Source organism: Lachnospira multipara LB2003, from assembly GCF_000702205.1.
Taxonomy (GTDB): Bacteria; Bacillota; Clostridia; order Lachnospirales; family Lachnospiraceae; genus Lachnospira; species Lachnospira multipara_A.
In genome coordinates this window covers 378919-402763 of the sequence record NZ_JNKW01000001.1, presented here as the reverse complement: position 1 = coordinate 402763, position 23845 = coordinate 378919, and the positions used below count along the sequence as shown (strand labels likewise).

At 32.6% G+C, this 23845-nt stretch carries 20 protein-coding genes and 2 pseudogenes; all 22 read left to right on the top strand.

The window, feature by feature from the left end; genetic code table 11:
- Positions 1 to 27 precede the first annotated feature (27 nt).
- Positions 28 to 204, top strand: coding sequence for a 30S ribosomal protein S21 (gene rpsU / locus T537_RS0101885; RefSeq protein WP_005603101.1), 177 nt, complete (start codon positions 28 to 30; stop codon positions 202 to 204).
- A 78-nt stretch (positions 205 to 282) separates the two neighbouring features.
- Positions 283 to 1287 carry a PhoH family protein gene (locus T537_RS0101880; protein WP_027437463.1) on the top strand — a complete coding sequence of 335 codons (1005 nt, stop codon included), beginning with the start codon at positions 283 to 285 and terminating at the stop codon, positions 1285 to 1287.
- Positions 1288 to 1302: 15 nt separating this feature from the next.
- A pseudogene (gene ybeY / locus T537_RS13215) lies at positions 1303 to 1809 on the top strand (rRNA maturation RNase YbeY); the annotation flags it as partial.
- Between the two features lie 3 nt (positions 1810 to 1812).
- Complete coding sequence (locus T537_RS13210) at positions 1813 to 2220, top strand: cytidine deaminase (protein ID WP_278244458.1); 408 nt, start codon at positions 1813 to 1815, stop codon at positions 2218 to 2220.
- A 53-nt stretch (positions 2221 to 2273) separates the two neighbouring features.
- Complete coding sequence (locus tag T537_RS0101870; protein WP_031555946.1) at positions 2274 to 3551, top strand: aminoacetone oxidase family FAD-binding enzyme; 1278 nt, start codon at positions 2274 to 2276, stop codon at positions 3549 to 3551.
- Positions 3532 to 5193 (top strand): NAD(P)/FAD-dependent oxidoreductase, encoded by a 1662-nt coding sequence (locus T537_RS0101865; RefSeq protein ID WP_242839148.1) that lies wholly within the window; start codon positions 3532 to 3534, stop codon positions 5191 to 5193. The genes T537_RS0101870 and T537_RS0101865 overlap by 20 nt, the downstream gene beginning before the upstream one ends.
- Positions 5194 to 5276: 83 nt before the next feature.
- Positions 5277 to 6128, top strand: a complete 852-nt coding sequence (proB, locus tag T537_RS0101860; protein ID WP_031555940.1) for a glutamate 5-kinase — start codon at positions 5277 to 5279, stop codon at positions 6126 to 6128.
- A gap of 15 nt (positions 6129 to 6143) precedes the next feature.
- Positions 6144 to 7385, top strand: a complete 1242-nt coding sequence (locus T537_RS0101855; RefSeq protein ID WP_031555937.1) for a hypothetical protein — start codon at positions 6144 to 6146, stop codon at positions 7383 to 7385.
- A 60-nt stretch (positions 7386 to 7445) separates the two neighbouring features.
- Positions 7446 to 7712, top strand: a complete 267-nt coding sequence (locus tag T537_RS0101850; protein WP_027437468.1) for a DUF896 domain-containing protein — start codon at positions 7446 to 7448, stop codon at positions 7710 to 7712.
- Between the two features lie 3 nt (positions 7713 to 7715).
- Positions 7716 to 8294 (top strand): 5-formyltetrahydrofolate cyclo-ligase, encoded by a 579-nt coding sequence (locus T537_RS0101845; RefSeq protein WP_027437469.1) that lies wholly within the window; start codon positions 7716 to 7718, stop codon positions 8292 to 8294.
- 12 nt (positions 8295 to 8306) lie between these two features.
- On the top strand, positions 8307 to 9779 hold the full coding sequence (gene miaB, locus T537_RS0101840; RefSeq protein ID WP_031555934.1) for a tRNA (N6-isopentenyl adenosine(37)-C2)-methylthiotransferase MiaB: 1473 nt from the start codon (positions 8307 to 8309) through the stop codon (positions 9777 to 9779).
- Positions 9780 to 9871: 92 nt separating this feature from the next.
- On the top strand, positions 9872 to 12526 hold the full coding sequence (mutS, locus tag T537_RS0101835; protein WP_031555928.1) for a DNA mismatch repair protein MutS: 2655 nt from the start codon (positions 9872 to 9874) through the stop codon (positions 12524 to 12526).
- 72 nt (positions 12527 to 12598) lie between these two features.
- Complete coding sequence (gene mutL / locus T537_RS0101830) at positions 12599 to 14545, top strand: DNA mismatch repair endonuclease MutL (protein WP_031555926.1); 1947 nt, start codon at positions 12599 to 12601, stop codon at positions 14543 to 14545.
- Positions 14546 to 14556: 11 nt separating this feature from the next.
- A pseudogene (gene miaA / locus T537_RS11905) lies at positions 14557 to 15215 on the top strand (tRNA (adenosine(37)-N6)-dimethylallyltransferase MiaA).
- The gene (locus T537_RS0101820) at positions 15215 to 16492 is read left to right on the top strand and encodes a methionine gamma-lyase family protein (RefSeq protein WP_027437474.1); all 1278 of its coding nucleotides are present in this window, start codon (positions 15215 to 15217) and stop codon (positions 16490 to 16492) included. Before miaA ends, T537_RS0101820 begins: the two are co-directional and overlap by 1 nt.
- Before the next feature lie 193 nt (positions 16493 to 16685).
- The gene (locus T537_RS0101815) at positions 16686 to 16946 is read left to right on the top strand and encodes a DUF4321 domain-containing protein (protein ID WP_027437475.1); all 261 of its coding nucleotides are present in this window, start codon (positions 16686 to 16688) and stop codon (positions 16944 to 16946) included.
- Between the two features lie 24 nt (positions 16947 to 16970).
- On the top strand, positions 16971 to 17654 hold the full coding sequence (radC, locus tag T537_RS0101810; protein ID WP_027437476.1) for a RadC family protein: 684 nt from the start codon (positions 16971 to 16973) through the stop codon (positions 17652 to 17654).
- Between the two features lie 40 nt (positions 17655 to 17694).
- On the top strand, positions 17695 to 18708 hold the full coding sequence (locus tag T537_RS0101805) for a rod shape-determining protein (RefSeq protein WP_027437477.1): 1014 nt from the start codon (positions 17695 to 17697) through the stop codon (positions 18706 to 18708).
- Between the two features lie 24 nt (positions 18709 to 18732).
- Positions 18733 to 19578 carry a rod shape-determining protein MreC gene (gene mreC / locus T537_RS0101800; RefSeq protein ID WP_027437478.1) on the top strand — a complete coding sequence of 282 codons (846 nt, stop codon included), beginning with the start codon at positions 18733 to 18735 and terminating at the stop codon, positions 19576 to 19578.
- A gap of 69 nt (positions 19579 to 19647) precedes the next feature.
- Entirely contained in the window at positions 19648 to 20181 is a 534-nt protein-coding gene (mreD, locus tag T537_RS0101795) for a rod shape-determining protein MreD (RefSeq protein ID WP_031555923.1), read from the top strand.
- The gene (locus tag T537_RS0101790; RefSeq protein ID WP_031555921.1) at positions 20162 to 22915 is read left to right on the top strand and encodes a penicillin-binding transpeptidase domain-containing protein; all 2754 of its coding nucleotides are present in this window, start codon (positions 20162 to 20164) and stop codon (positions 22913 to 22915) included. The genes mreD and T537_RS0101790 overlap by 20 nt, the downstream gene beginning before the upstream one ends.
- Before the next feature lie 115 nt (positions 22916 to 23030).
- The gene (minC, locus tag T537_RS0101785; protein ID WP_027437481.1) at positions 23031 to 23744 is read left to right on the top strand and encodes a septum site-determining protein MinC; all 714 of its coding nucleotides are present in this window, start codon (positions 23031 to 23033) and stop codon (positions 23742 to 23744) included.
- Positions 23745 to 23845: the final 101 nt, after the last annotated feature.

Below are 23845 nucleotides of genomic sequence, written 5' to 3'. Positions count from 1 at the left end.
TTGCAACAGAAGGGTGGTCAGGGAAGTATGTCAAACGTAATCGTTAAAGAAAACGAATCATTAGATAGCGCTTTACGCAGATTCAAGAGAAACTGTGCTAAGGCTGGCATTCAGCAGGAAATTCGTAAGAGAGAACATTACGAAAAGCCAAGCGTAAGACGTAAGAAGAAGTCTGAAGCTGCTAGAAAACGTAAGTACAACTAATTATAATTGTAAAGATAATAAGGCTAGCATACGTAGTATGCTAGCTTTTTTATCAATTTAGAGTGTGGAGTGTAGTGGATGAGTGAAGTAGAAAAATTAATTAATATACCAGCACAGGCTGCAGTTAATATTTTTGGACAGTTTGATGAATATGTACAGGCAATAGAAAGAACCTTACATGTGGATATTATTGCAAGAGATGAGAATGTTAAGGTTATTGGCGAGGAAAGAAGTGTTAAGAAGGCATTAGATGTGTTGTCTAATCTTTTGGAACTTCACAACAGAGGTAATCAAATAACAAGACAGACATTAGATTATGCCCTTTCCCTTACATTAGAAGATAAGCAATCAGAAGTGATGCTTGAAATAGATACAGACGTAATAGCAAGAACAATTGCAGGTAAACCAATAAAGCCTAAGACTCTAGGTCAGAAAGAATATGTAGATATGATTAGAGATAATATGGTTACCTTTGGTATTGGCCCTGCAGGTACAGGTAAGACATATCTTGCTATGGCAATGGCAATTACAGCTTTTAAAAATAACGAGGTTAATAGAATTATTCTTACAAGACCAGCAATTGAAGCAGGGGAGAAATTAGGTTTCCTTCCTGGAGACTTACAGAGTAAGGTTGATCCTTATCTTAGACCTCTTTATGATGCACTTTATCAAATTATGGGAGCTGAAAGCTTTAATGCCAATATGGAAAAAGGGCTTATAGAGGTGGCTCCTCTTGCATATATGAGAGGTAGAACTCTTGATAATGCTTATATTATTTTGGATGAAGCACAGAATACTACACCAGCCCAGATGAAGATGTTTTTAACAAGAATAGGCTTTGGTAGTAAGGTAGTTGTAACCGGTGATATGACGCAGAAGGATTTACCATTTAATACACAGTCAGGTCTTGAGGTGGCAATTAAGGTATTATCTAAGGTTGATGGAATTGCATTTGCTAAATTAACTAATAAGGATGTTGTAAGACATCCATTAGTACAAAAAATTGTAAAGGCATATGAAAGTTACGAAGAAAAACTAGAAAAAAGAAAAAAGGCTCCAGTTAAAAAGGGCTTTAGAAGATAAAAGTGAGGTAATCTAATGGGAATTTACATTGAATATGAGACAGATAAAAAATTTGATTTTAGCTATGAAGACGTTATAAGAAGTGTGATTGATGAGGCTTTAAACTACGTTTCTTGCCCTTATAAGGCAGAGGTTAATGTTACTATAACTGACAATGAAACAATACATGAAATCAATAAGGAATATAGAAATGTAGATTCCGCGACAGATGTATTATCTTTCCCTGGACTTGAATATGTAACAGCTGGAGATTTTAAATCCATAAAAAGTGAACTAGAGAATAACTATGAGGATTATTTTAATCTTGATACAGATGAATTAATGCTTGGTGATATTGTTGTTTCTGTAGAAAAGGTATACGAGCAGGCAACTAAATACGGACATTCTCCATTAAGAGAATTAGCATTTTTAGTAGCACATAGTATGATGCACCTTTTTGGATATGATCATATGACAGAGCTTGAAGCTAAGGAAATGGAAGGCAAGCAAGAAGAAGTATTACAAAGACTTGGAATTTCTAGGGATGTGGATATTAAGCTTATAAATAAGGCAACATCAGAAGACATAGCATTAATGAAGGAAGCAAGAAAAGCTATGAAGAATTCATATTCTCCATATTCTAAATTCCCAGTAGGAGCAGCCTTAATTACAGATTCAGGTAAGATTTTTACAGGATGTAATATTGAGAATGCTTCTTATGGAGCAACTAATTGTGCTGAAAGAACAGCAATTTTTAAAGCAGTTAGTGAAGGTGAAAGAAAAATTAGAAAAATCGCTATAGTTGCTAAAAAGGGAGATGCTTACCCTTGTGGAATCTGTAGACAGGTAATGTCAGAATTTATGGATAAAAACGACATTGTTTTAGTTGAAGTTAATAAGGAAATAAAGAGATTTAGACTTGAAGAAATTTTACCTTTTGCATTTGAACTCTAATTTTTAGCTAAAGACACTAAAGTTAAGATAAGTTAAGATTGAAAGGGATAACAATGAAAAAGGTTTTTGAGTATGATGTGGCAATAATAGGTGGCGGAGCTGCTGCCCTTTTTGCTGCTAGTATCCTTGGAAAGAATAATATTAAAACTGCAATTATAGAGGCGAATAATAAATTAGGAGCTAAGATTTTGCAAACTGGTAACGGTAAATGTAATTATACCAATTTACATATGCAACAGGATTGTTACCAGAATAGTGATAATAAAAGGGCTTTTGAAATTATTGAAAAATTTAATAATCTAGAAACCATTGAATACTTTAAGACTCTAGGAATCTATCCTAAGATTAGAGATGGATATGTTTATCCTAGGTCTGAAACAGCACTTAGTGTTGCTAATGCTTTTAGACTTGATTTAGAGGCAAGTAAGGTAAAGCAATTTTTAAATTGTAAGGCTAATAAAATAGAAAAAAATGGACAAGATATACGTATTTTCTGTGTGGAATCTTTTGAAGATAAGGAAATTTTAATTGAAATTGTAAGTAAATACCTAATTATAGCTACAGGTTCTGCTGCCAGCCTAGATCCTAAAAAGGCAGGTAAAGAAGAAAATGTTCTTAAGAGTTTAGGCTTGAAATTTATAAAATTCAAGCCAGCATTAGTTGCTCTAAAGACTGACAATAATAATATAAAGCTAGCTAAGGGTGTTAGAGCTTATGGATGCGTAAAAGTATTAGTTGATTCAAAGGAAGTAGCCAGTGATATTGGCGAGATTCAATATGCAGATTATGGAATTTCAGGAATACCTGTGTTTCAAGTAAGTAGATATGCAGTGGATGCTCTAAATAGAGGAAAGGAAGTCCTGGCTAGCCTTGATTTAACTCCGGATTTTTCTTATGAAGAGCTAGTTAATGTATTGGAATCCACAATTAAAAATTGTAAGAAAAAGACATTAAGAGAAGTTTTTGATGGCATTATTAATCATAAATTAATGGAATTTGTATTAAAGTATGTAGGTGCTAATCTTGATATGAAGGCAGAAAATTGCACTGATTATGATATAAAACAAATCGCGGATGCCTTAAAGAATATGGTTCTTAATATAACAGATTCTAAGGGAATTAGTGCAGCTCAAGTATGTCAAGGTGGTATTAGCTTTACGGAATTAGATGATAATCTAGAACTTATTAGATACAAGAATATATATGCATGTGGCGAGATTGTGGACGTGGATGCTAAATGTGGCGGATACAATTTGCAATGGGCATGGTCTTCAGCACATTTAGTGGCTAGAAGCATAATAGGAGATTATAGTGGAAAGACAAATAATTAGGATAAACAATATAAAATGTAAGCCAAATGATGGCTTGGATGTAATCAGGAAAAAAATAAGCAAATTGTTGATGTTATCAAAGGACGATTTTGTTTTTGAAATAGCCAAAAGATCAATTGATTCAAGACATAAGCCAGATATTATGTACATTTATAGTGTTAATGTATTAAAGGTATCTAAAAAAAGTCTAGAATCTGTAATGAAAAAGGTTAAGGATAAGAGTGTTTTACTTACTAAGAAAGTATATTATGAGCTAGATGATTATAAGAAAGCTAATATAGAACTTAGTGAGGAAGAAAGACCGGTAATTATAGGCTTTGGTCCTGCTGGCCTTTTTGCTGCTCTAAATTTAAGTAGATTAGGCCTTAGACCAATAGTTTATGAAAGAGGTCTTGAGATTAGTAAAAGACGGGAAAAGGTAAATACATTCTGGAATGGAGGAGCTCTTGATACTAATTGCAATGTACAATTTGGTGAGGGCGGAGCTGGCACTTTTTCTGATGGTAAATTAAATACACAAATTCATGAAACAACAGGAAGAATAAGCTATGTACTAAAAACTTTCGTTGAGCATGGCGCAAGTGATGAGATTCTTTATGTTAATAAGCCACATATTGGTACAGATGTGCTTGCTAAGGTAATTGTAAGTATTAGACAAGAAATAATTGCTAATGGTGGCGAGATTTTCTTTGGCACTAAATTGGAAAAAATTAACCTAGTTAAAAATGAGGAAGCTAGACAGGTCGATTCTATAGAACTAAGAGATTTATCTACTGGTAAAATTTTTACAAAAAATGCAAAAAGAGTAGTTCTTGCTATTGGACATAGTGCAAGGGATACTTTTGAAATGATAAATGATCTTGGAATTTGTATGGAGCCAAAGCCATTTGCTGTGGGAGTTAGAGTTGAACATAAGCAGGAATTAATTAATTACAATGCATATGGTGAGGCAGTTAATAATCCTAAATATAACTTGCCAACAGCAGATTATAAGGTTACTTATCAGTCTACTTGTACAGGAACTAAGAGGGGTGTTTACTCATTTTGTATGTGTCCTGGCGGCTATGTTGTTAATGCATCAAGTGAAGAGAATGCTTTAGCTGTTAATGGTATGAGTTATTCAAGCAGAGCTGGAGAAAATGCTAACAGTGCCATAATTGTAACTGTAACACCAGAGGATTTTGGTGATGGTGTTTTATCAGGTGTGGCATTCCAAAGAAAGTTAGAAGGGGCAGCTTATAGAGCTGGCAATGGAAAAATCCCTGTACAGTTATTTGAGGATTTTTGTAATGGAGTTAAATCCACAAGTTTTGGTAAGGTTACACCTAATACTAAGGGGGAAACTAATATGGCCAATTTAAAAGAAGTTCTTCCTGAATATTTAACTGATTGTTTAGTAGAAGGAATTCATGGCTTTAATAGATATATTAAGGGCTTTGATAATGGAGATACACTTCTTTTAGGAGTGGAATCAAGAACATCTAGTCCTGTTAGAATTATTAGAAATGAGAATTTATATTCAATAAATGCTAAAGGTCTTTATCCATGTGGCGAAGGAGCTGGTTACGCAGGCGGTATAACTAGCGCTAGCGTAGATGGAATCAAGGTTTGCGAAGCAATTGCAAAGGAATTGTTAAACTAGACTTTTTTTATGAAATATAGTAAAATTTATCCTTGTGAAACTATAGGTTTTACAAGGATTTTTTTAGGGCTGAAGGTGACTATATGGATAATTTACGTGAAAAAATTAAAGACAAACAAAGGATTGTTATAAAGATTGGTTCTTCATCACTTATGCATGATGAGACTGATAGACTTAATCTTTTAAAAATTGAGAAATTAGTAAGAACATTGGTTGATATTAAGAATTCAGGTAAGGATGTTATTTTGGTTTCTTCTGGTGCTATTGCAGTTGGAAGAAGTGCTGTTGGATTTGATACTAAACCAACTGAATTATCAGTTAAGCAGGCTTGTGCAGCTATTGGACAAGCTAGATTAATGATGGTTTACCAAAAGATTTTTGCTGAATATAATTCTTTAGCTGCCCAGGTTCTTATGACTAAGAATACAGTTCAGAATAAGACTAATAGACTAAACGCTAGAAATACTTTTAATGAATTACTAAAGTTACACGCTATTCCTATAGTTAATGAAAATGATACAGTCTCTACATATGAGATTGAACAGTTAAATACCTTTGGAGATAATGATAGATTATCAGCTATTGTATCATCAATTGTTGGTGCTGATTTACTGATTTTGTTATCAGACATTGATGGTTTATACACTGATGATCCTAATAAGAATCCTAATGCCAAATTTATAGATTATGTTGATACTCTTGATGATAAGACCCTTGATATGGGTAAGTCTACATCAAAGAGTAGTGTTGGAACTGGTGGCATGGCTGCTAAATTAGTGGCTGCTAAGATTGCAACATATTCAGGTGCTGATATGGTTATAACTAATGGCAATGACATTGAGAATATTACAAGAATTTTTAATGGCGAGAATGTTGGTACATTTTTTAAAAGCAACAAAGTAAGCAATTTAGATCTAAATACATTAATAGATTAGTTTTTTGGAGGTAGAATGGATATTCAGTTAATAAAGAATGCCGAGAATAGTAAATATATACCTCTAAGGGGAGAAATCCTTTTGCAAACTGAAGATGCAGAATATATGTATGAGGATAAGATTAAGGGAAAGAATCACTTCCTTTTAAACGTTTCAACTAATGAGCGTTTTGAAATAGGATTAGGCATTAAAAAATACCTATATGGTGAAATAATATATGCTAATAAGAATCCAGAATTTGTTTATTTTACATCCCTTGAGAGTATAAACGAATCTGAATTTAATGTGCTTATATATAAATACCAATATGATGATAATACTGCAACCATTAGTTATAAATTTACTATGAATAAATCAGACATTGATGATGAAGTTAGAATATTTGCCATTGATGGTAATTTTATTTTAATTGAGCAAATTGATGCTAAAGATAAGAGCTTCAAAAAAATAATTCTACATGAAACGGAATTAGACAAGGATATGCCAATTGAAAAATCTTTAATTGGTACACTTGGAGTTGAAAGAATTATACCTATTTCAGGTAATAATTGTGTGGTTAAGCTAGGTAAAAATAAGTCATTTGAACAAATTAGAAATGACATTAAAAAAAGAGATATTCTTATTAGTTCTTATTCATTAGTGGATGAGGCAGATGTTGTAGATGAATTTGATAGTAGTGAAAGAATTACTCCAGACACAGAGATGATTGGAATTGTAAATATTAGACAATTTATTTCTGAGAACTGTCTTGAGGGTGGTAATGTTAATATGCATAGGTTAGATTTAGCAAAGGAAGATACAACTTTTCCTTATATTAAGATTACAGGAAATAGGATTTGCTATTCTAAGTTTTCAGCAGAATATCATTCTGAAAAAATCGTTTTTTATGATTATGAGAATGATGTAAAACAGGTAAGACTTAATAATAATGTTTCTAAGAATGCAGATTTAAGCTATACATATATTATAAATGATACTCCATATCTCTTAAAAAGAGGCAAAACTCAAACCGTTATGATTAATTTAAACAATCAAAAGGTGGAAGCCAAATTTAATGGAGACATAAGTGTTAAATTTATAGAGGATGACTTAATTGTATGCAGTCACAAAAGGCATAAGATTCCTCTATTAAAAAAAGGATCAAACTATATTGAAGTAGTAAGATTTCCAGATATACATACTAAGATTTTTTCTACTAAGGCAGATTATAAATATTGTATATCAACAGGCACTAATTTATTGTTATTTACATATTAGGCTTGCTTTAAATAGAATAACTTAAGAAAATCAGGTTTAGTGAAAGGAAATTATAGAAAAATGAACATGGAAGAAAGATTACAAAGAATCAATGATCTTTATAGAAAGTCACAGGCTGAAGGATTAACTAAGGCTGAAAAGGAAGAACAGGATAGATTAAGAAAGGAATATGTTAAGATATTCCGTGAGAATTTAAGAGGTTCCCTTGAAACAATTAAGATTCAGAATCCAGATGGTAGCATAATTGATGTCAAGGAAAGACATGACCAGAAAATGAAACTAAAGGCAGAACTTGAAACAGAAGAAGCTAAGGCTAATGGAAATTAAGAAATGGATAAGCTTAAATTAAGACAAGTTATAAAAAATAAAAGAAAAAATATGACAGAAAATGATAGTTCATCTTCTAGTAATATGATTAAAGAAAAATTTCTTGGCTTAGACCTATGTAGGAATAAGAAAAATGTGTTAATTTATGTCAGCACTAAATTAGAAGTTGGCACAATTGACTTAATTAAGGAATTGCTTGATAGAGGGGTAAATGTTTATACTCCTAAGGTCATTAATCTAGAAGATGGACTTATGCGTTTTATAAAGATTAGTAGTCTTGATGATTTAGAAGTTGGTTGTATGAATATATTAGAACCAAAATCAAATCTTTTAGAATTAGATGAAAGTAAAATAGACAGTACTTTTTTATTAGTTATGCCAGGTTTGGCTTTTGATAAAAATGGACATAGATTAGGATATGGTGGCGGATTTTATGATAGATTTTGTAATCGTGTCACTAATGATCTTTTAAAGGTAGCATTAAGTTTTGACTATCAGATTGTAGATAGTGTAAGCGTTAACGAATTTGACGTAAGTGTTGATGTGGTTATTACAGAGAAAGAAATTATTAGATGTAAATAAAGGAAGAATACAATGGAAAAGAAAGTTTTAGAAGAATTAGAAAGTATTAAACCAGTTAGAAAGACTAAGGAAGCGGTGGAGAGTAGTGAACAGTTAGCAAACCAGCTTGAATATATATCTAAATGCCAGGAATATATTATGGATTTAAAGAACAAACTTGGCAGACCACTTTATGCTTGTATTAATACATTTGGATGTCAGATGAATGCAAGAGATTCAGAGAAGCTCCTTGGTATCTTAAAGGAAATTGGTTATGTTGAAACTGATGATGAGAAAAAGGCAGATTTTTGCCTTTATAATACATGTACTGTTAGAGAGAATGCTAATTTAAGAGTATATGGTAGACTTGGTCAGCTTCGTGGCATTAAGAGAAAAAATCCACATATGATGATTGCACTTTGCGGTTGTATGATGCAGGAAGCAGATGTGGTTGAGAAGATTAAGAAGTCATATAAATTCGTAGATGTAGTATTTGGTACATTTAATATTTATAAATTAGCTCAGTTAATTTATGAAAGAATTACTACAAATAAGCAGGTTATTGATATTGATAAGGACAATAATGTTATTGTAGAAAATTTACCTGTTGATAGAAAGTTCTCTTTTAAGTCAGGGGTTAATATTATGTATGGATGCGATAAATTCTGTACATATTGTATCGTACCTTATGTTAGAGGTAGAGAAAAGAGCCGTGAGCCAAAGGAAATCGTAAGAGAAATTGAGCATTTAGTAGCTGATGGCGTTAAGGAAGTTATGCTACTTGGACAAAATGTTAACTCATATGGTAAAGGCCTTGATGGAGATGTAACATTTGCTAAGTTACTTGCTGAAATTGATAAGATTGAAGGTCTTGAAAGAATTAGATTTATGACACCATATCCATCAGATTTTGGTGATGATGTTATTGAAGTCTGTTCACATTCTACTAAGATTTGTAATCACTTCCATATGCCAGTACAAAGCGGAAGTACACGTCTTTTAAAGAAGATGAACAGACGTTATACAAAAGAAGAATACCTTGCATTAATCGACAGAATTAGAGCAAAACTTCCTGATGTTTCATTTACAACTGATATTATTGTCGGTTTCCCTGGTGAAACAGAGGAAGATTTCCAAGAAACTCTTGATGTGGTACGTAAGGCTAATTACGATAGTGCATATACATTTATTTACTCTAAGAGAACTGGTACACCTGCTGCCAAATTTGAAGATCAGGTTCCAGAAGATGTGGTAAAGGATAGATTTAACCGCTTACTTGAAGTTGTTGATGAAGTTTGTCACAAAAATTCAAAAAGATTTGAAGGCAGTGTAGCAAGAGTATTAGTTGAAACTGTTGATGATCATGAAGAAGGCATGGTTACAGGCCGTATGACTAATAACATCCTTGTTCACTTTAAGGGGGATGAATCTTTAATTGGTTCTTTAGTAGATGTTAAACTTGTGGAATGCAAGGGATTTTATTATATGGGTGAAATGGTTAAATAGAATATTGTTGCAATCACAAGTGATTGCAATGTAGCCTTGCGTAGCCGAAGGCACTATAATCGCAAGGTTCAAGTAAGGGAGGCAAAAGGATAATGGCTGAATTTTCACCAATGATGCAGCAATACCTAAAAACAAAGGAAGAATATAAGGACTGCATTCTTTTTTACAGATTAGGTGACTTTTATGAGATGTTTTTTGATGATGCTATATTAGTATCTAAGGAACTTGATCTAACTTTAACTGGAAAGGACTGCGGCCAGGAAGAAAGAGCACCTATGTGTGGTATTCCTTTCCATGCTGCTGAAACTTATATTGATAAGCTTGTTGCCAATGGACATAAGGTTGCCATTGGTGAACAGGTGGAAGATCCAAAGAAGGCTAAGGGTCTTGTAAAAAGAGAAGTAATAAGAGTGGTAACTCCAGGTACTAATATTGATTCAAACAATCTTGATGAAACTAAGAATCATTATACAATGAGTATTTTTTACCTTGGAGACAAATTAGGTGTTTCCTTTGTTGATTATTCAACAGGAGAATATTTCGTAACAGAATTAAATTCTAAGGCTGCACTTATTGATGAAATTAACAAATTTGTTCCATCAGAAATTATTCTTAATGAATATTTCCTTATGTCAGGAATTGATATTAATCCGCTATGTGAAAAATTAGGAATAGCAGTATCAACTCTTGATAATTGGTATTTTGATGATGATATTGTAAAGAGATATCTTTATGAACATTTTCATGTATCAGACCTAGCAGGCCTTGGACTTATGGATTTAACTGTTGGAATTAATGCTGCAGGTTCATTACTTGTTTATTTAAAAACAACTCAAAAGACAGAGCTTTCACATATAACAAATCTTCATACATATACTAATAACAAGTATATGCTTATTGATAGCTCTTCAAGAAGAAATCTTGAATTAGTTGAGACTATGAGGGAGAAGCAAAAAAAGGGCTCGCTTCTTTGGGTTTTAGATAAGACAAAGACTGCAATGGGTGCTAGATCTTTAAGATTATTAATTGAGCAGCCATTAATTAATAAAGAGGAAATCTTAAAAAGACAGGATGTAATAGAGGAACTTAATAATAATGCAATTGATAGAGAGGAATTAAGAGAATATCTAAATTCTGTATACGATTTAGAAAGAATTATGACTAAGATTAGCTGTAAAAGTGCTAATCCTAGGGATTTAATTGCTTTTAAGAATTCTTTAGAGATGCTGCCATACATTAAGAGAATAATTTCTAATTTTAAGTCCGATTTATTCAAAGAGTATTATGAAGACTTAGATGATTTGTCTGATTTATTCACACTTATAGATAAGGCAATTATTGATGATCCACCAATTGCAATGCGCGATGGCGGTTTAATTAAAGACGGTTATTCGAGTGACGTAGATGAATTAAAAAATGCAAAAATTAATGGAAAAGATATGTTAGCTGCCATTGAAGAAAGAGAAAGAGAAGCTACAGGAATTAAGAATCTTCGCATTAAATATAACAAGGTTTTTGGTTATTATCTTGAAGTTACTAATTCATTTAAGGAACTTGTTCCAAAGGATTGGGTAAGAAAGCAGACTTTAACTAATGCAGAACGTTATACAACTGATGAATTAAAAAAGCTTGAGGATATGATTCTTGGTGCAGAAGATAAGCTTTATTCATTAGAATACGATTTATTTGTGGAAGTTAGAGAAACAATTTCTAAGGAAGTAATTAGAATTCAAAAGACTGCAAGAGCTATAGCTATGATTGATGTATTTACATCTTTATCTCTTGTTAGTCAGAATAATAATTATGTTAGACCTAAGATTAATGAAAAGGGAATTATTGATATTAAAGAAGGTCGTCATCCTGTTGTGGAGAAGATGATTTCAAGTGATATGTTTATTTGTAATGACACATATCTTGATAATAATTCTAATAGAGTTGCAATTATAACTGGACCTAATATGGCTGGTAAGTCAACATATATGAGACAGACTGCACTTATTTGTTTACTTGCACAAACTGGTTCTTTTGTTCCTGCAAGTTCCGCTAATATTTGTCTTGTGGATAGAATTTTTACAAGGGTAGGAGCATCAGATGACCTAGCTTCTGGTCAGTCTACATTTATGGTGGAAATGACAGAAGTTGCTAATATCTTAAGAAATGCCACTAAGAATTCTCTAATTATTTTAGATGAAATTGGACGTGGTACATCTACTTTTGATGGCTTAAGTATTGCTTGGGCAGTGGTTGAACACATTGCAAATACAAAGATTTTAGGTGCTAAGACTCTTTTTGCTACTCATTATCATGAGCTTACAGAATTAGAGGGTAGTTTATCAGGTGTCAAGAATCTATGTATTGCTGTTAAGGAGAAGGGCGATGACATTGTATTCTTAAGAAAAATCGTTAAGGGTGGTGCAGATAAAAGTTATGGTATTCAGGTTGCTAAACTTGCTGGTGTGCCAGAATCTGTACTTGATAGAGCTAAGGAATTAGTTGATGAATTAAGCAATGCTGACATTCAAATGAAAGCTAAGGATATCGCTCAGTATTCAAAGAAAAGTCAAAAAATTAATGATGAATATAAAAATGTTAATGACTTAGATGTTCGTCAAATGACTCTTTTTGATGCCCTTCCTGATGATGATATTCTAGCCCACTTACGAGAGCTTGATATTAGTAATATGACGCCTATTGACGCCTTAAATGAGCTTTATAAATTACAGGGAAAACTAAAAAATAGATGGTAATAGAAACTGATCTATCCAGATACTTTGTATTTGGATGGATCAGATTTTTGGATAAAAGCTGGGAGGTAATTTATGGCAATTAAAATGCTTGATCAAAGTACAATTAACCAAATTGCAGCTGGTGAGGTTGTTGATAGACCTCAGTCAGTTGTTAAGGAATTGGTTGAAAATGCTATTGATGCTGGGGCTAGTGCAATTACAGTTGAGATTAAAGAGGGTGGAATTTCTTTTATTAGAGTTACTGACAATGGTAGTGGTATTAATGGAGAGGAGATTCCAACTGCTTTTTTAAGACATGCAACAAGTAAAATTAAGTCCATAGAGGATTTACTTAATGTTTCAAGTCTTGGCTTTAGAGGTGAAGCCCTTGCTAGTATTGCAGCGATTGCTCAGGTTGAACTTATAACTAAGACTAAGGACACAATTAGTGCTTATAGATATGTTATTGAAGGTGGCAAGGAAGTTAGCCTTGAGGAGGTTGGAGCTCCTGATGGTACAACAATTGTGGTAAGAAATCTTTTTTACAATACACCTGTTAGACGAAAATTTTTAAAAAGTCCTAATACTGAAGGAGGCTATATAAGCTCTCTGATGCAGTATTTGGCCCTTTCTCATCCAGATATTTCCTTTAGATTTATTAATAATAATCAAAATAAGCTTCATACATCGGGAAATACTAATCTTAAGGACATTATTTATAATGTATATGGAAGAGAAGTAACACAAAATCTTTATGAAATTAATAATAAGGGTCAGGACGTTGTAATGAAGGGCTATATTTGCAAGCCTTTTATTTGTAGGGGTAATAGAACATACGAGAATTATTATATTAATGGCAGATATATAAAGAGTAATATTATTAATAAGGCTATTGAGGATGCCTATAAGGGCTTTGTTATGCCTAAAAATTATCCTTTTACAGCCATACACTTTACTATTAATCCGGAAATTATTGACGTAAATGTTCATCCGTCTAAGATGGAATTACGTTTTTCTAATAATGAATATATTTATAATTTTGTGTACACAAGCGTGCTTTCGTGTTTAAAGGATAAGGAGCTTGTGGCACGTGTAAGCCTTGATACAGATACAAAAGCGATAAAGGAGCTAAAACCTGAGCCAAGGCTTGAAGTTAAGCCTGAGCCAAGACCTGAAGCTAAAGAAAGCTTAGAAGCTAGGCCTGAAGTTAAGCCAGAGTCAAGACTTGAAGCTAAAGAAAGTTTAGAAACTAGGCCTGATATAAAGCCTGAGCTAAAAACTGAGTCAAGGTCAGATGTAAAGTCTTCAACTACACGTCTTCCTGAACCTTTTGAAATTAAACGAAGTAATGAACTTATTAAGGAAGATATAAGTGAATATGAGGCTGTGAAAAAAGAAGACAAAAAGATCATGTCTCAGATTTCTATGTTTGATGATAAATTAATTTCTAAAGAAAATAAAATAAAATATAGAATTTTAGGTCAGCTTTTTGAAACCTATTGGCTTTTTGAATTAGGAGATAAGTTCTATATGATGGATCAACATGCTGCCCATGAAAAGGTGCTCTATGAAAGATTCATGAAAAATATTAGAGAAGGTCGTATGTCATCTCAGATGATTATGCCACCTATTATCTTGACTCTTAATCCTAGGGAAGAAAATCTTCTAAATAATAACATGGAAAGATTTACCTCTCTAGGTTATGAAATTGAAAGTTTTGGTGGTAATGAATATAAGGTTACTGCCATTCCTGCAGGCCTTCCAAGCCTTGATTATAAGGCATTATTAGTTGAAATCCTTGGTTCTTTAAGCGAGGATTATAAGGCAGGAGATGCAGAAATTTTTACTGATCGAGTTGCTACAATGTCTTGTAAGGCTGCAGTAAAGGGTAATAACAAGTTGTCAATGGAGGAAATAAGCAATTTAATGGATGAGTTAATGACTCTTGATAATCCTTATAATTGTCCTCATGGCAGACCTACACTTATTGTTATGACAAAATACGACATAGAAAGAAAATTTAAAAGAATAGTAAATTAATAAGGAGCTTTATGAATAATTTGGACAATAAAGAACCTTTAGTGATTATTTCAGGACCTACAGCTGTTGGTAAGACAAAGACTTCTATTAGTCTTGCAAAGGCTATTAATGGTTCTATTATAAGTGCTGATTCTATGCAGGTTTATAGAGGTATGGATATTGGTACTGCCAAAATCACTAAAGAAGAAATGGATGGAGTTAAGCATTATTTAATTGACTGCCTTGAGCCTACTGATGAATTCAACGTTATGATTTTTAAGGATATGGCAAAAAAAGCTATTGAAGAAATTAGACGTGAAGGAAAGATTCCTATAATTGTTGGTGGTACAGGCTTTTATGTACAGGCAGTTTTATATGATATTGAATTTACTAAGACAGAGGATGATAACAACGAATATAGAAATAAACTTTATGAAAAGACCTTGTGTCTATGCAGGGGATTGGCTATAAGGAAATTCTTGACTATTTTAATGGCGAGATTTCTCTTGATATGGCTAAAGAGATTATTAAGCGAGATACTAGAAGATTTGCTAAAAGGCAGCTTACCTGGTTTAGACGTGAGAAGGATTGTATTTGGGTGGATATAAGCCAATACAATTATGATTTTGATAAGATTATAGATTATTTCAAACTTGAATTAAGTAAAAGGCAAATTTTTGGAGGCATATAGTGAAAGAAGCATATTGTAATGGATTTAATATTGATCCTAAGGTTTATGATTTTTGCGAAAGCGTTGAAGCTGGTTTAAAAGAACGTTTTTTAAAGATTGATAAAATTGCAGAATTTAACCAGCTTAAGGTTATTAGTGCTATGCAAAAAGCAAAGGTTTCAGAAGCTCATCTAAATGGAACAACTGGTTACGGTTACAATGATTTAGGTAGAGATAGCTTAGAAGAGATCTATGCAGATATTTTTAAGGCTGAGGATGCCCTTGTTCGTCCACAGATTACTTGCGGTACTCATGCATTAAATGTGGCACTTGCTGCGCAGCTTCGCCCAGGGGATGAACTTTTATCACCTGTTGGCAAGCCATATGATACTATGGATGAAATCATTGGTATTAGAGAATCTGTTGGTAGTTTAGCTGAATATGGTATTTCCTACAGACAGGTTGATTTATTAGAAGATGGTAGCTTTGATTTTGATGGAATTAAAGCTGCAATTAATGATAAGACTAAGCTTGTAACTATTCAAAGATCTAAGGGCTATGCAACAAGACCTACTTTATCAGTTGAGCAAATTGGAGAATTAATTAAGTTTATTAAGTCTATTAAGCCAGAAGTTATTTGTATGGTTGATAATTGTTATGGTGAATTTGTGGAGACTATTGAACCTACTGAAGTGGGAGCTGATATGTGCGTTGGTTCTTTAATTAAGAATCCAGGTGGTGGACTTGCTCCTTGTGGTGGTTACATTGTTGGTAGAAAGGATTGCATTGAAAGGTGTGCATATCGCTTAACTTCTCCTGGCCTTGGTAAAGAAGTTGGAGCAAGCCTTACTCTAAATCAGAGTTTTTATCAGGGATTATTCCTTGCACCAACAGTAGTAGCATCGGCTCTTAAGGGAGCAATTTTTGCTGCTAATGTTTATGAAAAAGCTGGATTTAAATGTAGACCTAATGCTAGTGAAGACCGTTTTGATATTATTCAGAATGTGGAACTTGGCTCTAAAGAGGGTTTACTTGCATTTTGTAAGGGTATTCAGATGGCAGCACCAGTTGACAGCTTTTTAACTCCTGAACCATGGGCTATGCCAGGTTATGATTCAGATGTTATAATGGCTGCAGGCGCTTTTGTACAGGGTTCATCTATTGAGCTTAGTGCTGATGGTCCAGTTAAAGAACCTTATCTTGTATTTTTCCAAGGTGGCTTAACTTGGTATCATGCAAAATTAGGTATTATTATGAGTGCCAACGAAATGTATAAGGCCGGATTATTTAACATTTAATTTGAACCTCATGCATTAAAAGGCGCTACGCGCTAGCATGAGGCTGCATTGCAATTACAAGGTAATTGCAACAGTTAACGAGCAATAAATTAAAGTCTTACTAATTTATGTTTTAATTTTATTTCACAATTATAAAGAATGTGTTATAATTTTTTTTGATTTTTAATCATAGAGAGCATAAGAGGGGGGCTTTATGGCTAAATATAAAAACGGATGGTTATTATTACTGTTTATTATAATCGGAATTGTTCTTGGCGGTTTAATTGGAGAAGCTGCAAGAGGTGTATCGGGAATTTCTTGGCTTAGCTACGGTCAGACAATTGGAACTGTAGACGGTGATATAACTACATTTGATCTTGGAGTAATTGTGCTTACAATTGCTTTTCAGATTAAATTAACTGTTGCTAGTATTATTGGCATTATACTTTCAATCGTAGTCTTTAAGGTAATTTAATTGGGGGTTATCTCTTAATTAAATATGAATAAGAAAAATAATGATCCATATAATTTAATGCCACGTGAGAAGGCTGTTAAATATGGAGTATCATCTTTAACGGATGTAGAACTTTTAGCTGCTATTATTCATACCGGCGTTTCTGGAATTGGTGTTCTGGACTTATCAGAAAGCATTCTAAAAAAAGCTGGTAGTAATGGGATTGGTGATTTAGCTAATCTAAGTTTTGAGGATTTATCTAAGATAAAAGGCATTGGAATGGCTAAGGCTATTCAAATTAGGTGCATTATTGAATTATCCAAAAGATTTGCTAAATCAAGAGCTTTTAAAAAGATTAATTTTAAGAAAGCTGATCTTGTGGCTAGTTATTATATGGAGGATTTAAGGCATTTAAAGCAAGAACATTTAAAACTTGTCTTATTAGATAGCAAATGCAATTTTATTAAGGATTTAACACTTACAATTGGAACTTTTAATAGTTCTTTAATTAGTGTTAGGGATGTTTTTATTAATGCCTTAAAATCTGATGCTGTTATGATTATTCTTGTACATAATCATCCTAGCGGTGATCCAACACCTAGTAGTGCTGATATTAAGGTTACTAGGGAAGTTTATGAAGCAGGTAAATTAATTGGCATCAATTTGGTTGATCATATTATTATTGGAGATAAACTTTATGTAAGTCTTAGAGAAAAGGGATTGTTTTGAAATAAAGTTATTGGGCGAATGCCAAAAAGAAAGGAAATTTATGTCTAACGTATACGGAATTGATATTGGAACAAGTAATTTTAAAATGTGCACTAAGGATAATGAAATCCTTAATGAGAAGAATATCATCGCTATTGCTAATAAGAACGAATTATTAGCTTTTGGTGATGAAGCATACGATATGTATGAGAAGACACCAGAAAATATTGAGGTTTCTTTCCCAGTTAAATTTGGTGTTATTGCTGATATTGAGAATATGCAAAGTCTCTTATATAGTTTCTTTGAGAAGATGAATAAGGAGAAAAAGCCAGGCAATACAGATTTTTATATTGCTGTACCTACTGATGTAACAGAAGTAGAGAAGAGAGCTTTTTATGAATTAGTTGTTGAATCTAAGGTTAAGGCTAAGAATGTTTATGTTGTAGATAAGCCTGTTGCTGATGCAATTGGTGCTGGCCTTGATGTTACTAAGTCTAAGGGTATTATGGTTGTTAACATTGGTGCTGAAACTACAGAAATTTCAGTATTATCCCTTGGCGGTATTGTTATTAGTAAATCTGTTAAAATTGGTGGTAATAAGCTTGATGAATGCATTATTAGTGCTGTAAGAAAGGCTTATAATTTAGTAATTGGTTCTAAGACTGCTGAAAGCTTAAAGAAGCAGCTTGGTAGTGCTGTTAAGATTGAAGAAAGCTTTGCACCTGGCTTTGGCCGTAATATTTTATCTGGATTACCAGTTAGCGTTCAGATTTCATCTGATGTTATTTATGAGGCTATTATTGATTCCCTTCATTCAATTATGGATTCAATAAAAGTTATCCTAGAGAGAACTCCACCAGAACTTGCTGCTGATATTATTAAGGATGGTGTTTACTTCACTGGTGGTACATCTATGATTAATAACTTAGAAAAATTCATTAAAGATGAAACAAATCTTAATGTAAATATTGTTGAAAATCCTGCTGAAAGTGTTGTAAGAGGCTTAATGGGAGTTGTTACAAACCCTGAATTTTCTAAGATTCCTTACACACCACAGGATAGAACTTTCGAATAATAATAAAGAGAGGTAATAAGGTATATGAGAAAGAAACTTGAATCTTTTCTTACATCAAAATATATTCTTATTGGCTTAACTGTAATATGTTTATTCTTTATTGGAACTTCGTTTTTTACTGATTCTTTGACGAAACCACTTCAAACAGCTATTTCTTATGTTGTTGTTCCTCTTCAAAAGGGTATGAACAACATCGGCTTATGGATTTCTGATAAAATCGATAATATGCAGGAAATTTCAGACGTTTTAGCTAAGAATGAAGAATTACAAAGTCAAGTTGATGCTTTGACAGAAGAAAATAATTTACTTAAACAAGATACTTATGAGTTAGATAGATTAAGAAAACTTTATGCTCTTGATAATCAATATTCACAATATAATAAAGTTGGTGCTAATGTTATTGGTATTTCGTCTGATAACTGGTATTCTTCATTAACTCTTGATAAGGGATCTAATGATGGTATTAGCGTCGACATGAATGTTGTAGCAAGTGGTGGTTTAGTTGGTATTATAACAGAGGTTGGACCTAATTATTCTATTGTAAAAACCATTGTAGAAGATAAGAGTTATGTAAGTGGTATGATTATTGATAATAACCAGACTTGTATGGTAGAGGGTGATGTAGAACTTATGGATACAGGTAAAGTTCATTTAAATCACTTTAGTGCTAGTACAACTGTAAGAGATGGTGACAAGATTGTTACATCTAATATTAGCGATAAATATTTACAGGGCATACTTATTGGATACGCATCAGAGGTTAGCCCAGACTCTAATAATCTAACACAATCAGGTTATTTAATTCCAGCTGTGGATTTTAATAATTTACAGGAAGTATTAATTATTACTGATTTAAAGACAACTACGTAAATAATATTAAATTTCCAGGGGAAGGTTTTATTTATTTGCCTTTCCCTATTTTTGTTTTGAGGTGGATCTATGAAGAGAAAAATAACTGAACTTGTTCTTATTCTTGTTTTTTATCTTTTACAAGTTTCTATTGGAAGAGTAATAGCAATTGGTGGTATTGTGCCTAATTTTCTTATTATCTTGCCAGTAGTTTTTGGTTTCTTAAATGGTAGAAATGAAGGTATGTTTGTTGGATTTTTTTCAGGGGTAATGTATGATTTATATTCTACAAATCTTTTTGGCTTTAGTGCTTTAGTATTTATTTATGCTGGCTTTATAGCTGGATTTTTCTACGAAAAGTATGAAAAGTACGAAATTTTAATCCCTGTTGCTATGGTTTTTGTATCGGATTTTATTTATGGCTTCCTTGGCTATATTGGTAATTTCCTATTACATAACAGATTAAATGCAGGATTTTTCATATCTCGTATTATTATGCCAGAAGTGGTATATACATGCATTTGCACTTTTATTTTATATAAAGGACTTGAATATCTTAATGACAAACTCAATATTGTAAACAAAAAGAAAAGAGGTGTGAATTATGATGAAGGAAATATTTGATTATATACTTAGCTTACTAAAATCAAGAATTTTTCCTCTTGTATTGGTTTTTGTGATTTTAGTTAGCATCCTAATAACTAGATTATTTAATTTACAGATTATTAATGGTAATTCATACGTTTCAAATCTTAATAGTTCTATTCAAAAAGACATGAGTGTTACTGCAACTCGTGGTCGAATTTTTGATAAAAACGGTGTTTTACTTGCTTTTAATGACTTAGCTTATGCTGTAACTATAAGTGATAGTGGTTCTTATAGCAGCGTTTCAGCTAAAAATAAGTCTATTAATTCAAGTATAGATAAGGCTCTTGATATTATTGAGAAAAACAATGATGAATATACTAACGATTTTCCAATTGTATATGAAAATGGTGTTTATTCATATAATGTAGAAGGTACAACACTTCTTCGTTTTATTAGAGATTCTTATGGCGTGGCAAGTATTGCTGCATTAACTGATGAACAAAAGAGTGTTTCAGCCAAGGATTTATTTGATTATTATCTTGATAAATACGAAGTTTCTCTTGATGATTATAGCGTTGAACATGCATTAGTTATTGTAAATCTTAGACGTTATATGTCTGCTAATTCATATAATAGATATATGTCATTTACAATTGCTAATGAGGTTTCTGATGCAACAATGGCTGCGATTATGGAAAATTCTGATGAATTAGTCGGCATCCAGGTTGAGGAAAAATACATTAGAAGATACACATATGGCAAGTATGTTTCACAGATTTTAGGCTACACTGGTACAATTTCTTCAACTGAACTTGAAGAAATGGGAGATCAGTATGAAAGTAATGACGTTATTGGTAAGTCCGGTATTGAGGCTTCTCTTGAAAGTGAGTTAGCTGGTACTAAGGGCTCTCAAACTGTTTATGTTGATACTGTAGGTAGAATTACTCAGGTTATTTCTGAAAAAGATGCAACTGCAGGTAATGATGTCTACTTAACTATTGATGTTAATTTACAAAAGGCTACCTATGATGCTATTGAAAATGAATTGGTTTCAATTCTTTCTAGTCATTTAACTTCAGGTACTACAAAGTATTCATATAATTCAAGTGGCGAGGTTAGCAATGTTTTTGTAACTGCTAATGAGGTTTATTATGCTTTTGTTGATAATAATCTTATTTCATTAAATCAGATTGCAAATTCAGATACTGAAACAGCTAAGAATGTTTATAATGCATTTTTGTCAAAGAAAGCTCAGGTCCTTGATTGGGTTAGATCTGAATTAACAACAGGAAATACTGGATACAGTGATTTATCAAAAGAAGAGCAGAGTTATATTTGGTACATCTACACTATGCTTAAGACAGAGGGCGTATTTAATTCTAATAATGTTGATACATCCGATGATATTTATTCAAGATGGATTGGGGATAATAGTAACGTAAGCCTTCAATCGCTCTTAACTTATGGTATTTCTAAGAACTGGATTGATATGTCTAAGTTAACTGATGAAAAATATACATCTCTTCAGGAATCATATGATGTATTAGTAAATTACATTATTTCAGCTCTTGATACAGATACTTCCTTCTACAAGGAAATGTATGAATACTTGATTTCTGAGGGATCAGTATCTGGACATGATTTGTGCTTATTATTATATGAACAGGGTTATCTAGACCCAAATGCTGATAATTCAAGATATCAGGAATTATTAAATGGTTCTATGTCAGCTTATGACTTTATTTCTTATGTTATAAGCAATAAGGTTATTACACCTGGTGAATTAGCTCTTGAACCTTGCTCAGGTTCTGCAGTTGTTACAGACCCTAATTCAGGTAATATCCTAGCTTTAGTTTCATACCCAAGTTATGATAACAACAAGCTTTCAGGAACTATTGATTCTAAGTATTACAATCAGCTTGTAACTGATAATGCTAGTCCGCTTCTTAATAGAGCAACACAGTCATTTATAGCTCCTGGTTCAACTTATAAGCTAGTTTCATCAATTGTTGGTTTAAATACTGGACTTATAAGTACATCATCAACATTTTATTGTGGCGGTTCTTTTGACTTAGTAACTCCAGCACCAAAATGTTGGCAGACTTGGGGTCACGGTTCAGAATCAGTAACAGAAGCTATTAGAGATTCATGTAACGTATTCTTTTACAACATTGGATATCAGCTTGCTATGAAAAATGGTTCATATAATAGCACTTATGGTACTAGTATTTTACAAAATTATTCAGATATGCTTGGCTTATCAACTACAGCAGGTATTGAGATAGAAGAGGGTACACCTCAGGCTTCATCAACAGACTCAATTGCATCAGCTATTGGTCAGGGTACTCATAAATACTCAACTCTCAACCTTGCAAGATATGTTACAACCCTTGCAACTTCAGGTACTGTTTATAATATGACATTAGTTGATAAGATTACTGATCCTGATGGTAATGTAATAAGAGATAATAGTGCAACTGTGAATAATAAGGTTGAGCTTAATAGCTCGATTTGGGATGCAGTGCATACTGGTATGCAGCTTGCTGGTGCATCTTATTCAGGTGTTAATAAGCTTAATTTAAAAATAGCTGCTAAGACTGGTACAGCACAGGAAAAGAAAACTTCTCCTGACCATGCTCAGATGATTAGTTATGCTCCTTATGATAATCCACAGGTTTGTGTAGCTGTAACAATTCAAAATGGTTATACATCAGGTAATGCAATAGCTCTTTCAGCTGATATTTACAAAGCATACTACGGAATTGAATAAAATTTAATTTTCTATGGTTATTTGTTTGAAATTAGAATATAATAAATAAATGTGGGGATTAAGGGTAAATTTAGGTTTACTTTAAATCTAATAAGATTTTTTATGAGGTGAGACATTGGATAATTCAGTAATTATTAAAGGTGGTAAGAAGGGGATTACTGTCCTTTTGGATAAGAATTGCTCCTTTGAAGATTTAAAAGAAAGACTTGAAGAAAAATTTAGAGATTCAGCTAAATTCTTCAAAGAGGCTAATTTGGCTATTACTTTTGAGGGCCGTAATTTAACTTCTGCTCAGGAAAATGAGCTTGTTGATGTTATACGCAGAGTTTCTGACTTTAATATTGTCTGTGTAATTAATAAGAATAACGAGTCTTCTAGAATGATTGAAGATGGCATTAGCAAAATAGTTGATGATGCCATTCAATCAAGACTTGATTTAATTGATAAGCCTTGTCATTTTTACAAGGGTACATTAAGATCAGGTCAGGTTTTTGAAACTGAAGGTAGTGCTGTAATCCTTGGAGATGTTAATCCAGGAGGTAAGGTTATTGCTGGTGATAATGTAGTGATTTTAGGTTCCCTAAAGGGATATATTACAGCTGGATGCAATGAGAATCCTGGCTCATTTGTATATGCTTTAGAAATGAAGCCTATGCAGATCCAAATTGGTGAAATTATTGCTAGAAGTCAGGATAATGAAGATACTATTAGAAAAGGCAGAAAAACTAAGAAAGACATTGTTATTGAACCTAAGATTGCTTATGTTTATGATAATAACATTTATATTGAAGAATTTTCACAGGATGTTTTATCAGATATTCAATTTTAATTTTACTAAAATGCTTGAAAAAACATCTGTTTTCTTGCATAATTATATGTGTTAAACAACGTGGTATTTTGATGTCAGAGGGGCATACGAAATAAATAGAA

What these genes read in the sequence shown, in the direction of transcription:
- rpsU (WP_005603101.1), top strand. Translation starts at nt 28, where the DNA reads ATGTCAAACGTAATCGTTAAAGAAAACGAATCATTAGATAGCGCTTTA.
- T537_RS0101880 (WP_027437463.1), top strand. Translation starts at nt 283, where the DNA reads ATGAGTGAAGTAGAAAAATTAATTAATATACCAGCACAGGCTGCAGTT.
- T537_RS0101870 (WP_031555946.1), top strand. Translation starts at nt 2,274, where the DNA reads ATGAAAAAGGTTTTTGAGTATGATGTGGCAATAATAGGTGGCGGAGCT.
- proB (WP_031555940.1), top strand. Translation starts at nt 5,277, where the DNA reads ATGGATAATTTACGTGAAAAAATTAAAGACAAACAAAGGATTGTTATA.
- T537_RS0101855 (WP_031555937.1), top strand. Translation starts at nt 6,144, where the DNA reads ATGGATATTCAGTTAATAAAGAATGCCGAGAATAGTAAATATATACCT.
- T537_RS0101850 (WP_027437468.1), top strand. Translation starts at nt 7,446, where the DNA reads ATGAACATGGAAGAAAGATTACAAAGAATCAATGATCTTTATAGAAAG.
- T537_RS0101845 (WP_027437469.1), top strand. Translation starts at nt 7,716, where the DNA reads ATGGATAAGCTTAAATTAAGACAAGTTATAAAAAATAAAAGAAAAAAT.
- miaB (WP_031555934.1), top strand. Translation starts at nt 8,307, where the DNA reads ATGGAAAAGAAAGTTTTAGAAGAATTAGAAAGTATTAAACCAGTTAGA.
- mutS (WP_031555928.1), top strand. Translation starts at nt 9,872, where the DNA reads ATGGCTGAATTTTCACCAATGATGCAGCAATACCTAAAAACAAAGGAA.
- mutL (WP_031555926.1), top strand. Translation starts at nt 12,599, where the DNA reads ATGGCAATTAAAATGCTTGATCAAAGTACAATTAACCAAATTGCAGCT.
- T537_RS0101815 (WP_027437475.1), top strand. Translation starts at nt 16,686, where the DNA reads ATGGCTAAATATAAAAACGGATGGTTATTATTACTGTTTATTATAATC.
- radC (WP_027437476.1), top strand. Translation starts at nt 16,971, where the DNA reads ATGAATAAGAAAAATAATGATCCATATAATTTAATGCCACGTGAGAAG.
- T537_RS0101805 (WP_027437477.1), top strand. Translation starts at nt 17,695, where the DNA reads ATGTCTAACGTATACGGAATTGATATTGGAACAAGTAATTTTAAAATG.
- mreC (WP_027437478.1), top strand. Translation starts at nt 18,733, where the DNA reads ATGAGAAAGAAACTTGAATCTTTTCTTACATCAAAATATATTCTTATT.
- mreD (WP_031555923.1), top strand. Translation starts at nt 19,648, where the DNA reads ATGAAGAGAAAAATAACTGAACTTGTTCTTATTCTTGTTTTTTATCTT.
- T537_RS0101790 (WP_031555921.1), top strand. Translation starts at nt 20,162, where the DNA reads ATGATGAAGGAAATATTTGATTATATACTTAGCTTACTAAAATCAAGA.